The organism is Vibrio nomapromontoriensis, assembly GCF_050337205.1.
Lineage (GTDB): Bacteria > Pseudomonadota > Gammaproteobacteria > Enterobacterales > Vibrionaceae > Vibrio > Vibrio nomapromontoriensis.
This window is the reverse complement of sequence record NZ_JAKJSS010000011.1, coordinates 216616-228834: the sequence shown is the minus strand read 5'-3', so window position 1 is coordinate 228834 and position 12219 is coordinate 216616. Positions and strand designations below refer to the sequence as shown.

Below are 12219 nucleotides of genomic sequence, written 5' to 3'. Positions count from 1 at the left end.
ATGCTGATATCGACGAAACAGATTAATTACGCTGATTTTTCCGTTGTCGCTAAACGGTATTGAACCATATCTTCAATGGTCAATACGGGCATATTGTGCACCTTGCCAAACTCGACAATTTCAGGTGCTTTTGCCATTGTTCCATCTGGGTTAGTGACTTCACACAATACACCGAATGGCGATAATCCTGCCATTTGCATAAGATCAATTGTGCCTTCAGTGTGGCCGCGACGAGTAAGGACTCCGCCTTTACGAGCTCTTAGTGGGAACACGTGTCCTGGTCTGGCAAGATCTTCGGGTCTCGCTTGTTGAGCACACGCTGTTTTGATTGTCGTGACACGATCTGCAGCCGAAACGCCGGTCGTGACACCCACTTTCGCTTCAATTGAAACCGTGAAGGCGGTTTGGTTAGCGCTGTTATTGTTGGTGACCATAGGTGGTAGGTCGAGCTGCTTTGCTTGCTCATCGTTGATACATAGGCAAACAATACCACTGCCTTCGCGAATCATCAGCGCCATTTGTTGATTGGTTAAGTGATCAACTGAACAAATAATATCGCCTTCATTCTCGCGATCTTCATCATCGAGTAGCAGTACACCACGGCCTTCGCGTAACGCAGCAAGAGCAATTTCTACGCGTTCTAGCGGCGTGCCAAATTCGGATAGTAGTGAGGTTTGGTTCTGATTCATGGTAATACTCCAAGTTTAAAATACCAGAATCAGGGCATTGGTATGGGGACCTTAAAGGATCCAAAAGATATCCGAGAGCGACTGTCATTGCGGTAAACGCAATACAGCCACTCTCTATACCCACACGTGACGCAGTGTGGCGCACACCTCTATTCGTCTACACGAAATCGTGTATAGAGAAGTGGTTGTGGGTATATTTATCCTCTCCCATCCGGACTATGACCGTCGGCTCTGGAGTTTCACCAGATCTGCTGACCCTAACTCCTAAGGGGTTAGGCGCTCGCGGGCTTATCAATAGAATGACTTACCGCCGGTGGGGAATTTCACCCCGCCCTGAGAATAAAATGAATGTCTTAATGACGAGCAAATGGTAGCGATTTTTTGTCAATTTGAAAAGAAGTAAGGCGTTTATTATTGAACTCAGCATGTTTTGCTTTATTAGTCCGTGCGATCACGATGATTTATTCATCACATGTCAAGCGAGGGCATTGGATGTTTCTCTGAAGTACGATAACCCTCTACTTTTTTAAAGGTTGGAGGTGAATCCTACATCACAGGGAAGCCAAATAGCCCTTCCTGTCCTACACTGACTTGCTAGCCATGTAGTAATTGCTGAATGAAAGAACAGATTAGAAAGGAAGACATATATTTTTGGAACCTAGCATTGAATTGGTTATCTAAAAGCGAAGATAAGAGTAGCAGTATTGATGTCTTTTCACAGTATGCTGGCTGACCTGAATTTAAAGAGAATAGAATGGAATTTACGCTAGAAACCGAACGACTGATTTTAAGAGATTTTCAACTTGGTGATATTGAGGCTTGGCTTAACATAACGTCACATCCAAGATATCAAACATTTTACCCCAAAGAAGAGTGTTCGCCAGAATTTAATGCCCATTTACTCGAGATGTTTGTCGAGCAGTCACAGCAAGTCCCTCGAACGAGGTTTCAGCTAGTTATTGAAGGAAAAGAAAGTCATCAGGTAATCGGTACTGCCGCTTTTCGTCTAGAAGCCGATAACCGAGCGTCGATTGGTTTTGGTCTTGCTGTCGATCGGCAAGGTCGAGGTATCGCCGTTGAAGCGATGTCAGCGCTCATGAAATTCGGTATCCAGCATTTTCCTCTTACTTCTATTTTTGCTGAAACGCGCAAGGGAAATGAAGCTGCGATTGCGGTTTGTCAGCGATTAGGGTTAGAGACAGTCAATGGGCAACTATCTCACGCTGATGAAATGGATCTCGTACGTTTAGAGCTCACTATTAAAGAGCCTGAGTACTAATTGGCTCGCGATTTCCTTTTCAATAGCCCGATAATGAAAAGGAAAAATAAACTCGCGGTCACAAGCCAAACGGACAGTCTATGCGATCGATAGAGCTGCTCTATTTGTTGTAGATGATCGAAGGCAAAATGCGTAAGTAAGCTAAATACTGCCACCCATATGCTTGTCGCGATGGCGTTACCGATGAGAAATTCATGTCGAGGCATTTTGGCTATCCCACAAGCTAGTGGCATGAACTGTTTCATGCCCTCCACAAAGCGACTAATAATAAGGCATGCGGGACCGTAGCGTTGAACGGTGTTTTGAAGCCGTTGCATTTTGGGACCGGAGATATAACCTTTTTTGTCGAGCCAGCCTTCAAAGTGATAACCAATTAGATAGCCACAGGTGTTACCTATAAAGCCACTTAACCAAGATATCGCGATAATGAGTGACAGGCTCATCAGGTGCTGTGACGACAGGATAGATGCCGCAATCATGAGTGACTGACCGGGCATAGGAATGCCCATTCCTTCAAGGAATATACTGACGATTAAAGCCAAGTAGCCATAATGCTCTAGCAGAGGCTTCATCGTTAATAAAAGATCGTTGATGTGCTGCAAATTAGAGCCTATCCGATGATATTCATATCTTTGATAATTACTCCTATTAACGGAGTAAGTCAATTAACGAAAGGCAGACCTATATGATGACAAAAGCAGGCAACGGCGCTGCTATTTAGCTACTAATTTGGTCAAGTGTTCCCCCAAATAAGATAAATTGACACCAGGGATGGAGTACAACTGGTAGTTGCGACCTAGCCCGTCATTATTGGCCAATGCGATATTCCATAGGAACTCATCACCCTTTTTCACTTCAGAATTCAGCTCGATTGCGAATATCAACTTAGTCCCGTCTTGATTCCATCTTGCGTAGTAGCTTTTCGAGTAGACTGTTTTTTCAAAACCCTGACCAATAACTGTTCGAAACTGTGTCATCGATTCTTGAGCATTCTGGAGGAAAACTTCTACATTATCATTGAGGTAGCTGGGTTGCTTTGAAGTGATAGTGATTGGGTCGTGTCTTTCTACGATGCCATATAGCCAGTTCTCATGATAACCCACCCCCCAGTTGCCAGACACACTATCATCAGCGGCAATAGTCAGATCGTGTCGATCAAGCTGATTGTATGAAAAACTATATCGAGTGACTTCTTGCCATACAGGATCACTGGCGTTCATCGGCGCGCTTGATAATAATTTAGCCTGAAAAGGGGAAGGTTGCGAGATGGGCATATGTGGAGCCACGGCATAAAGGCCATCAAAAAATAGCTCGGCTAGGTCAGGATCTTTCGATGGTTCTGGCGATGTTAAAACAGGATACAGTTTCCTGGCAGGCTTATCGGCTTCTTTTGGCTGGGCAAGAGCGATATTAAAACCAAGGGTTTCGCCGAGTAAGCTTTGATAGAGCGGGATCTCTATTGTGAAGTCGACTTTATCCCCAGAAGAACTCCAGTTAGTCGTTATGAGCCCTACATACCCAGGGGAGGTGAGAGGTTCGCCATGGTTAGCGTTAAATTGCCATAGCTTGCCACCAATATTAAGCGATACTTCAAGTCGAATACGTGATGGGGAGAGGCTTTGATACTGCGCTTGACCGATCAAAATATTGTTGTGATAACCCATCGTCCACTTGGCGTTAGACAGGCTTTGGGATGGAAGTCTTTGATCCGCTACTCCCGCTTGATTAAAGGCAAAGGGGTAAAAAATTACTTTATCTTGGTCAACGTCGATGGTGGGTAATGCTTTAGCGGTAAAGGGTTGAATGTAACGTTGATTGGTATCAAAACCGGTTGACGGTATGTAATCTAACTGTCCCATGGAAGCATCAAGAAAAACGCTCTGAACGGCTGCATACGCAGGTTTTGGTTGGTAATTTTTACTCAGTAGTAATGGTCGACCATAATCTGGATACCACTTAGGGATCCATGAATATCTATCGGTGACTCCCCATGTGGTAAGCATATCCACATCAGGATAATGAGCGGCCAATTTAGCGAGTACTTCATAGTGTTTAGCTTGGTTGTGAAGTGCGGAGGCACCTTGTTTTTTCCCAATTCTTACATCTACTTCAGTAAAGTGAGTTTTAAGCCCTAATTTTGAGTATCGTTCAATGTTTTTTGCAATGGAACTATCACTAATATAGTCGTCGGCATTTAAATGTAACTGAGTGCCCACCCCGTGAATAGGAACCCCTTTTTCAACCAGTTTTTTAATATGTCGATAAACGGCGTTGGACTTTGGTGACATACCTTCGGTGGAATAGTCATTATAAAATAGCAACGCATCAGGGTCTGCCTCATGAGCCCAGCGAAAAGCCATTTCAATATAGTCCTCACCCAATGTGCGATACCAGATACTGTCACGCAGTAATCCACTATCGGTAAAGGCTTCGTTCACCACATCCCAATAGGCGACTCTACCTCTATAATGGCCGACAACCGTCTTAATATGCGTTTCTAAAATTGAGCTGAGCTCTCGCTTTGACCACGTCTTTTTTGTTAACCAGTAAGGATTGTTAACGTGCCACACAAGAGTGTGACCTTTAACGGTCATGTCATTCTTTTGAGCAAATTTTACTATCTTATCGGCTTTATCAAATTTGAAGGAGCCGCGCTTTGGTTGCAGGTAGGAAAACTTCATTTCATTTTCAGGAGTGATTTGAGAAAACTCACGAGCCAACACTTCGGTAAAGTTGGGATATTTAAGCTGTTCACTCTGTACTGCTGCACCGATCAAAACGTTTCCGTCTTTAGCTATGGTCTTTAAGGGGAGTGATGAGCGAAGTTGTACATTAGCGAGAACCTCATTTTCCTCTTTCGTTGCTTGCGAAACACAGCCAACTAACACAGAAATAAAAGTGATGATGATAAACAGTTTTTGCATATTGAGTTCCAATATAAATTTGCTTGTGTGATTTTTCCTTATACGAAGTGACCAAGGGCAAGCATGAATAACTCGTCATGCCATGCCTAGATGTTACGCGAATCCCAATATTGTAGGCGATGATGAGAGCCTAATTACTGTCACTAATGTTTCGCACGAATCAATCACTTGGACGATATTAGACTAGAACAGAATATCGAATTTCAAATAAATTAATGAAGTTTAGGTATGAGCTTGCTGGCATGTGCTAGCTGCTGTTGATGTCGCGATGTAACGAAGTGAGTAACCAATGCAAAGACGATATTTGAAGATAGCGCGAGTTGGTCTGATGCATGCTATTGTAGAAGTTAGAATTATTATTATTGAAGATTGATTATGCCTTCTCACTTACCCAAATCTTTTAGTAAACCTTTTCTTAAAGTCTTTCATGTCATGGAGGCGGTACTTTTAGTGGCCATCACGCTTGCGACTTTGTTTGCCATGATGGAAGAGTTTATGCACGTCTTTACCGAGCGTCGGGTTCAATTGACCGACATTCTATTGATGTTCATCTATCTTGAAGTTCTTGCGATGGTTCAGCAGTTTGTTGTGAACGGAAAAATCCCGGTTCGCTACCCAATTTACATTGCTATGATGGCGATCGCTCGTTACATCACCTTAGGTATGAAGGAGCTAGATGCCGTTTTAATTGTTTGGTTATCTGTCGCGGCCTTTATTTTAGCTGCCGCAACCTTATTGATTCGAGTAGGGCATCATTACTGGCCTTACGTGGATATAAGAACAAAAGAGCCGGATGAGTAGGGTGAACAATGGCTCACGAGCTGTAGTTGTAAAATGGATTTTGGCTAATGGTAGCGAAGTGGGGGAAGTTAAAGGTTTTTCAGTGGCACTTTTGTAAGGTACTTATACAAAAACAGTGCATTACCAAAAATGCTCTAACTAATTGATAACGCACTGTTTACAAGCGTTTGTTGGGCTGGCGGGAGTTGAATTTCAATTCCTATTTGAAAAGGAACTGAACAAGCGTCCATTTATTCCCAAACTGTTTTATTTAGTGGTTAGCTTATTTCAATTTGATCTAAAAAAGTGCTTAGCCTTCGTTCTTATGCAAGGCAAGAAGAATAGAGAACTTAAATCCATAGAGCTTTGAGTTCTCTCTGGTGTGGTTAGACTTCTGTTGGCGCTTTTAGGTGGTCATTCAAGTATTGTGTGTAGTACAAAGGTATCACAACATTGTCTTGCTCTAATGCATTGGAGCCTTGTGTTCCTGTTAGCTTGATTGTTTTGTGTGGCTTACACTTCGTTATATAGGATTGCAGTGACCTAGCGCGAGTCCTTTTGCCACTCTTTACTTCTATAGGAATTATACGGCCAACGTCATCGGCAATGACAAATTCAACCTCAGCTCTAGCATCTCCCCATGAAAAAGTCGGTTCATAACCTAATGCTGCAAGTTCTTGTTGAACAAAGTTTTCAGCAACATAGCCTTTGTATTCGTACCCCTGTTGCTTTATTTCACGGTAGCTTGTCGCGAGCATATGATTAAGTAGCCCTACATCAAATAGAAACAACTTTATAGCATTTTCTTTTTGATAGGCTGATAAGGGAGATCTAGGTTGCCCATCGATAGGGTAATTCTTCAAAGTTAGTCTGCATTTATGCAGCCATGTAATGGCACTCTCGTATTCAGCATATCGAGATTTACGCTTATGTACGCCTTTAAACTTGAAACGTTTTACTGAATCATCAAATACTGACGATAACTGTGAAGGAATGCTTCTGAATACGGACTCTATAAGTGTGGCATCGATTTTGTCCGAGTATTTTCCAAAGTCTCGTAAGTAACCTTGAATTAAGTTGCTTTGAACGTCTGAAACAAGCTCCGTGCGTTCAATGATACTTCTGTCTGAATGAGTAAACCAAGCATCAACAGCTTCAGGCATTCCACCCACAAAATAATAATCAGTAAGCATATCGAATAGCTTTGTATGCGCAACTTCAGAATTCATTTGCTGCTCAAATGCTTTAATGAGTGGTTTTTCTTCACTTGCCCATAGAAACTCTTTAAACGTTAATGGTCTTAAGTTGTGTTGTTCAACCTTACCTACAGGAAAGGATGTGAGTAAACCAATGTTAGAGCCACTTGCAGCGATATAAGCTTGCGGTGCTTTTTCGGCAAAATACTTCAAGGCAGTGACCGCTTTTGGACACTCACCTATCTCATCGAGGATCAGTAGATCAGTTGCGAGGTCAAATACCTCTCCTGTCAATAGTTCAATATTGGTTATGATATCGCTAGGGTTTAGAGAGTTGGAAAACGCTTCTCTGAACTGCGGCTCTTCTAAGAAATCAATTCTTATAACGTTGTTAAAGTTTTGACCTAGTAATTCCTGTAGCAGGTAAGTTTTACCCGTCTGTCTGGCACCATCGATCAAGAGTGGTTTTCTTGATGGTTTATCTTTCCAGCTCTGCAGTTTGTCTAAGATTGATCGCTTCATACAATATTGCTCGTATTTTTGGTTACTCTTAATTCCACTTTATCATATTAATGCGCTCATTTGTGTGTCTTGTTTACATTTTAATGCGCATAAAAACGATGTCTCAATCCTTTTTTATGCGTATTAATATGTTACCATCTGGCTTAATGTACATGTAGGGTCACGGTATTATCCAAATATAGTTCATGCAGCTAATGGTAGATGTACCGTGTTCAGTGATGAAAAGCTAACAGAGCTTATGTGCTTTGAAGAAATGATAATGGAAGGGCTAGATAAGAGCTTCTGGCGTTTGATAATTTTGGTGAAATTGGTGAATCCAAGCAAGGGAGTAAAAAGCTGCATCATCTTATCGTGGACTTAGTGAGATCGGGGTATTTACCTAGACTTAGGTTTGCCCGCTTTTTGCTATTGGGGCGGTATGAGTTCAACAGCCATGTTTTGCACCATTTGATTTTTTATCGGTAAGCCGAGTAGTTACTTTTGCCATAATGGGTACACCAAATAAACATCGGTATAGCAGTGTACCCATAGATGTACCTATAAATCAAAGATGCTACTGGACGTCTTTGAACCCTATAGACACAAGAAAGCCCACTAAAACAATGTCTTAGTGGGCTTTCTGGACACCCTAGGATGTCTTCGTATACGAATTTGGTGGAGCTGGCGGGAGTTGAACCCGCGTCCAGAAATCATTCATCATTGGTACTACATGCTTAGTCGATCTTTAAATTCACCAAGTACCTGCGAACCGACACGCTAGTAAATGACTATCCTGAATTAAATTTCGAACTTCATCTCTCAGGCGGGAGAATCCGATCTAGCTAGTTTGGGTTTGACTCTTTGTTGTTCCCCGTCTTACAAGCGGAAGCTAGGGCAAAGAGGCTCTCAGCAGGTTATTAAGCTGCTAGTGCGTAGTTTTCGTCGTTTGCGACTATTTTTTTGCGGCTTTTTACGTGGCCAACCGCCCCACGGCATGCACCTCAGACTTCAAAATTCCTGTCGAATCCTAAATCAGCCCCAAGTGTTATTTTTCATAGTACCAGAAAAGCTAAGCCTGTCTAGTAGTTGAAAGTTCAAGTGGTTAAGATTAGCGCAAGTTACTCTTCATAACTCGTGCTTTGTCTCTTGCCCAGTCTTTTTCTTTTAAATCTTCGCGTTTATCGTGCAGTTTTTTACCTTTAGCAACGCCGACTTTGAGTTTCGCCCAAGAGCGAGACCAATACAAAGAGAGCGCAACTAGCGTCATACCTTCGCGATTGACTCTACCAATAAGGTTGTCGAGCTCTCGGCGGCGCATAAGCAGTTTACGCACACGTGTTGGTTCGGCGACTATATGAGTAGAGGCTTGATTTAGCGGGAGAATAGACATACCACTGATGTAGGCTTGGCCATCGCGGATAAAGATGTAGCTTTCGACGATGTTGGCTTTGCCCTGGCGAAGTGATTTGACTTCCCAGCCCTGTAGCTCAATACCAGCTTCGATATCATCTTCAATGTGATATTCGTGGCGAGCCTTTTTGTTTTGCGCGATAGTGTTACTACCCGCTTTATTTTTTGAGTTCTTTTTTACCATAGTGACGCCATTATAAGGTGAGTCTGGAGTTTTAGGAAAGGCTTTTGTTTTCGATAGCTAAATGTATCATGAGTCGTTAGTGCTTTGATATCTTTGTTGGGTTGAGTTGTCAACTTGAGCTAACTCGTAGAACTCAGTAGAATCACCGTTAGCTTTTTATTGTGAGATGTTTTTTATGCAACATGTGACGCGTTCGGCATTGGTAATGTTCAGTGCTGACCAGATGTTTAACTTGGTGAACGATGTTGCCAGTTATCCCGATTTTCTTCCTGGCTGCTCTGGTTCTCGAGTGATTGAGTCTTCTGGAATGGCAATGGTAGCATCGGTTGATGTGTCGAAAGCAGGCATTAGCAAAACATTCACAACAGCGAATACGCTGGTACAAGGCCGTGAAATACTGATGGAATTGGTTGATGGCCCGTTCAAAATGTTAAAAGGGGTCTGGTCGTTTATCCCGCTTGATGAACAAGCGTGTAAAGTTGAGCTTAAGCTTGAGTTTGAGTTTTCGAGTAAGATGATAGAGCTCGCGTTTGGAAAAATCTTCCATGATGTAACCAGTAACATGGTGAATTCGTTTACCAAACGCGCCAAAGAGGTGTACTAGTATGAACGTTGATCAACCTCTAATCCATGTTGAGGTCGTTTATGCCTTACCTGAAGAGCAGCGTGTTTTGACTATTGTGGTTAATCACGAGTTGACCGTTGAAGAAATTATCGAGAAATCTGGCGTATTGGACATTTACCCTGAAATTGACCTTAAGGTTAACAAAGTGGGAGTGTTTAGCCGTAACGTTAAGCTTGATGCAACAGTAAGAGATAAAGATAGAATAGAGATCTATCGTCCATTGCTGGCTGATCCGAAAGAAATCCGCCGTAAGCGAGCCGAGCAGGCTAAAGCTGCCAAGTCAGCATGATGGACAGGTCAACGAATAGATAATAAAAAAGCTCGCATTGCGAGCTTTTTTATTAATTTAGGCTTTCGAAAAACTGGTCACTGGCTTCGTAGTCGCCAGAAATGTTCGTCAATGTGCCGGTAGCATCAAAATCGACAACAAGATTGCGCTGAACAGCGTCATCATGTCCTTTGGTTGCATGGTAGATGTAGTACCACGTATTGGGGTAACCATTTTCGATAAGCATCGGTGAGCCAAGAACAAAGCGAACCTGTTCTCTTGTCATGCCAAAGCGTAACTGATCAACGGCATTTTGTTCGACAAAATTCCCCTGATTAATATCAATACGGTAGACGATTTTTTCTATTACCGAACAGCCTGTCAGTAATGTTAAGGCGAGTGGTATTGCTGCCAACCACTTTTTTAATTGCATAGCGTCAATTTACAACTTTGATTTTTTAAACTGCAGAGATAATAAACAAGGATGAAGCAGATGTAAAAACATGTCTGCTTCATTATGTAAAAAGAGCGCTGATTTATGAGTTAGATTACAATCCTTGTTGAAATCTATTGGTTTAGGGAACTAACCCTCTAAGCTGCAATCAGTAGTTCTTTGGCGTTCGCTAGCGTCGACTCTGTAATTTGGCTACCACCAAGTAGGCGAGCCAGTTCACTAATTCGTTCGTTTTCGTTTAGCGCGTACATACTGGTTTCAGTTTTATTGCCTTTAGTATTTTTTGTGACAAACAGTTGGTGGTGCCCATGACCGGCGACTTGAGGCAAATGGGTGACACACAGTACTTGTGTTGATTCCCCTAGTTTTCTTAGCATCTGCCCAACAACAGCCGCAGTTGGACCACTAATACCGACATCCACTTCATCAAAAATAAGGCTTGGTGTATCTACTTTCTGCGCCGTAATAACCTGAATGGCCAATGATATTCGTGATAGCTCACCACCAGATGCGACTTTGGCGATTGGTTGCATTGGTTGACCCGGGTTGGTTGAGACTAAGAAGATTACTGTATCCATTCCTGTTGGTGAGGGGTGCTCTGGCTGAAAGCTCACATCAATAGCAAACTTGGCTTTATCCATGCTGAGCTCGTGCATACTTTGCGAGATCAGCTTGTTGAGTTCTTTAGCGTAACGACCGCGAGATTTGTTGAGTTTCTCGCATACGCGGACATAGTGCTCAAAAAGGGCACTGACGTCTTGTTCTTTCGCAGATATCGTTTCATCAGAACAGTCGAGCTGTTCAATTTGATTGAGCAAGCTTTGATGATGCTGATAAAGCTCCTCTGGCAGCACGTGATGCTTGCGAGCAAGCGACATGATTTTAGAAAAGCGTGACTCTACATACGCCATGCGTTGCGGGTCTACGTCGACTTTATCAAGGTAGTCACGTAGCTCAGCGTTCACTTCTTCAATTTGGATCATTGCTTCTTCAAGCATTGCCGGTAAAGGAGTCAGCGTAGTATCAAGCTCTGACAGCTGAATGAGTTTGCTGCTGGCACTTTGCAGTAGTGCGAGAGCATTGACATCATCACCCTCGTAAATAATATCAATGGCTTGCTGGCATGAAATCGCAAGTTCGCCGCTGTTTGCTAAGCGCTTGTGCTCTTGTTCAAGTTCTGGAAATTCTAGCTCTTCAATCGCGAGTTCGTTGAGTTCCTTAATTTGATACTCAAGCAGCTGCAATTGAGCTTGGTTATTGGCGCTGTTTTCTTTGAGCTTACGTAAGGCAATATCGGCACTTCGCCAAGTTTGGTAACTATTACGGACTTGTTTTTGTAGGGTGGTATGACCGGCATATTGGTCCAGTAATGAAAGTTGATAGTCGCCTTTCATTAGTTGGTGGTGAGCGTGCTGCCCATGAATGTTGATAAGCGTTTGTCCCAAAGATTTAAGTTGGGATAAAGGCACAGGGCTACCATTAATGAAAGCTCGAGAGCGACCTTCTTTGGTAATGCTTCGTCGCAGGATACATTCGGTACCATCATAGAGATCGTTGTCTTCTAACCAACGGGTGGCGTGGACATTATTATCAATCATGAAGGCAGCGGTGACTTCGGTTTTATCTTCGCCGTTGCGAACCGCCCCTGCGTCTGAACGTCCGCCCAAACAGAGGCTCAGTGCATCAATCGCGATGGATTTACCTGCGCCAGTTTCTCCGGTAATGGTGGTCATTCCCGTACTGAGTTCTAACTGCAGAGATTTTACGATAGCAAAATTATTAACACTTAGATGAGACAGCATTCTCTTTACCTGTTCATATCAACATTACTGTATATAAGCTCAGTATATACTGTTTCTTTATACAGTAAAGGTGCTGTCTGAATTTTTTATGTGATCAGTCGCGAGTT

At 42.8% G+C, this 12219-nt stretch carries 11 protein-coding genes, 1 other RNA gene, 1 pseudogene and 1 riboswitch; of the genes and pseudogenes, 4 read left to right on the top strand and 9 right to left on the bottom strand.

The window, feature by feature from the left end:
* Positions 1 to 26: 26 nt before the first annotated feature.
* The gene (gene ribB, locus L4D05_RS15700; RefSeq protein ID WP_428752703.1) at positions 27 to 689 is read right to left on the bottom strand and encodes a 3,4-dihydroxy-2-butanone-4-phosphate synthase; all 663 of its coding nucleotides are present in this window, start codon (positions 687 to 689) and stop codon (positions 27 to 29) included.
* A gap of 195 nt (positions 690 to 884) precedes the next feature.
* Positions 885 to 1034: riboswitch (FMN riboswitch) on the bottom strand.
* 409 nt (positions 1035 to 1443) lie between these two features.
* Between ribB and L4D05_RS15695 the strand changes: the two genes are divergently transcribed.
* A complete protein-coding gene (locus tag L4D05_RS15695) occupies positions 1444 to 1968 on the top strand; it encodes a GNAT family N-acetyltransferase (RefSeq protein ID WP_428752702.1) in 525 nt (174 codons plus the stop codon).
* Here L4D05_RS15695 and L4D05_RS15690 read toward each other — a convergent pair.
* Both L4D05_RS15690 and L4D05_RS15685 read right to left on the bottom strand, forming a co-directional pair.
* Complete coding sequence (locus L4D05_RS15690; RefSeq protein ID WP_428794570.1) at positions 1965 to 2570, bottom strand: DedA family protein; 606 nt, start codon at positions 2568 to 2570, stop codon at positions 1965 to 1967. The genes L4D05_RS15695 and L4D05_RS15690 overlap by 4 nt on opposite strands.
* A 111-nt stretch (positions 2571 to 2681) precedes the next feature.
* Positions 2682 to 4892 carry an endo-1,4-beta-xylanase gene (locus tag L4D05_RS15685; RefSeq protein WP_428794569.1) on the bottom strand — a complete coding sequence of 737 codons (2211 nt, stop codon included), beginning with the start codon at positions 4890 to 4892 and terminating at the stop codon, positions 2682 to 2684.
* 375 nt (positions 4893 to 5267) lie between these two features.
* Here L4D05_RS15685 and L4D05_RS15680 point away from each other — a divergent pair, with 375 nt between their 5' ends.
* Complete coding sequence (locus L4D05_RS15680) at positions 5268 to 5693, top strand: phosphate-starvation-inducible protein PsiE (protein WP_428752696.1); 426 nt, start codon at positions 5268 to 5270, stop codon at positions 5691 to 5693.
* A 365-nt stretch (positions 5694 to 6058) separates the two neighbouring features.
* Here L4D05_RS15680 and L4D05_RS15675 read toward each other — a convergent pair whose 3' ends face one another.
* From L4D05_RS15675 to smpB, 4 genes and pseudogenes are all read right to left on the bottom strand, one after another.
* A complete protein-coding gene (locus L4D05_RS15675; RefSeq protein ID WP_428794568.1) occupies positions 6059 to 7390 on the bottom strand; it encodes an ATP-binding protein in 1332 nt (443 codons plus the stop codon).
* A gap of 344 nt (positions 7391 to 7734) precedes the next feature.
* Positions 7735 to 7877: pseudogene (locus L4D05_RS24090) on the bottom strand (integrase); the annotation flags it as partial.
* A 165-nt stretch (positions 7878 to 8042) separates the two neighbouring features.
* Positions 8043 to 8409: a transfer-messenger RNA gene (ssrA, locus tag L4D05_RS15670) on the bottom strand.
* A 68-nt stretch (positions 8410 to 8477) separates the two neighbouring features.
* Positions 8478 to 8963 carry an SsrA-binding protein SmpB gene (gene smpB, locus L4D05_RS15665; protein ID WP_265674491.1) on the bottom strand — a complete coding sequence of 162 codons (486 nt, stop codon included), beginning with the start codon at positions 8961 to 8963 and terminating at the stop codon, positions 8478 to 8480.
* A gap of 175 nt (positions 8964 to 9138) precedes the next feature.
* Here smpB and L4D05_RS15660 point away from each other — a divergent pair, with 175 nt between their 5' ends.
* A complete protein-coding gene (locus L4D05_RS15660; protein WP_428752693.1) occupies positions 9139 to 9567 on the top strand; it encodes an SRPBCC family protein in 429 nt (142 codons plus the stop codon).
* Between the two features lies 1 nt (position 9568).
* Positions 9569 to 9877: an RnfH family protein gene (locus tag L4D05_RS15655; protein ID WP_428752691.1), complete on the top strand. Its 309-nt coding sequence runs from the start codon at positions 9569 to 9571 to the stop codon at positions 9875 to 9877.
* Between the two features lie 52 nt (positions 9878 to 9929).
* Here L4D05_RS15655 and bamE read toward each other — a convergent pair whose 3' ends face one another.
* Both bamE and recN read right to left on the bottom strand, forming a co-directional pair.
* Positions 9930 to 10289: an outer membrane protein assembly factor BamE gene (gene bamE / locus L4D05_RS15650; RefSeq protein WP_265674494.1), complete on the bottom strand. Its 360-nt coding sequence runs from the start codon at positions 10287 to 10289 to the stop codon at positions 9930 to 9932.
* A 158-nt stretch (positions 10290 to 10447) separates the two neighbouring features.
* Positions 10448 to 12112: a DNA repair protein RecN gene (gene recN / locus L4D05_RS15645; protein ID WP_428794567.1), complete on the bottom strand. Its 1665-nt coding sequence runs from the start codon at positions 12110 to 12112 to the stop codon at positions 10448 to 10450.
* Positions 12113 to 12219: the final 107 nt, after the last annotated feature.

What these genes read in the sequence shown, in the direction of transcription:
- recN (WP_428794567.1), bottom strand. Translation starts at nt 12,112, where the DNA reads ATGCTGTCTCATCTAAGTGTTAATAATTTTGCTATCGTAAAATCTCTG.
- L4D05_RS15680 (WP_428752696.1), top strand. Translation starts at nt 5,268, where the DNA reads ATGCCTTCTCACTTACCCAAATCTTTTAGTAAACCTTTTCTTAAAGTC.
- L4D05_RS15675 (WP_428794568.1), bottom strand. Translation starts at nt 7,390, where the DNA reads ATGAAGCGATCAATCTTAGACAAACTGCAGAGCTGGAAAGATAAACCA.
- L4D05_RS15685 (WP_428794569.1), bottom strand. Translation starts at nt 4,892, where the DNA reads ATGCAAAAACTGTTTATCATCATCACTTTTATTTCTGTGTTAGTTGGC.
- L4D05_RS15695 (WP_428752702.1), top strand. Translation starts at nt 1,444, where the DNA reads ATGGAATTTACGCTAGAAACCGAACGACTGATTTTAAGAGATTTTCAA.
- L4D05_RS15655 (WP_428752691.1), top strand. Translation starts at nt 9,569, where the DNA reads ATGAACGTTGATCAACCTCTAATCCATGTTGAGGTCGTTTATGCCTTA.
- smpB (WP_265674491.1), bottom strand. Translation starts at nt 8,963, where the DNA reads ATGGTAAAAAAGAACTCAAAAAATAAAGCGGGTAGTAACACTATCGCG.
- bamE (WP_265674494.1), bottom strand. Translation starts at nt 10,289, where the DNA reads ATGCAATTAAAAAAGTGGTTGGCAGCAATACCACTCGCCTTAACATTA.
- ribB (WP_428752703.1), bottom strand. Translation starts at nt 689, where the DNA reads ATGAATCAGAACCAAACCTCACTACTATCCGAATTTGGCACGCCGCTA.
- L4D05_RS15660 (WP_428752693.1), top strand. Translation starts at nt 9,139, where the DNA reads ATGCAACATGTGACGCGTTCGGCATTGGTAATGTTCAGTGCTGACCAG.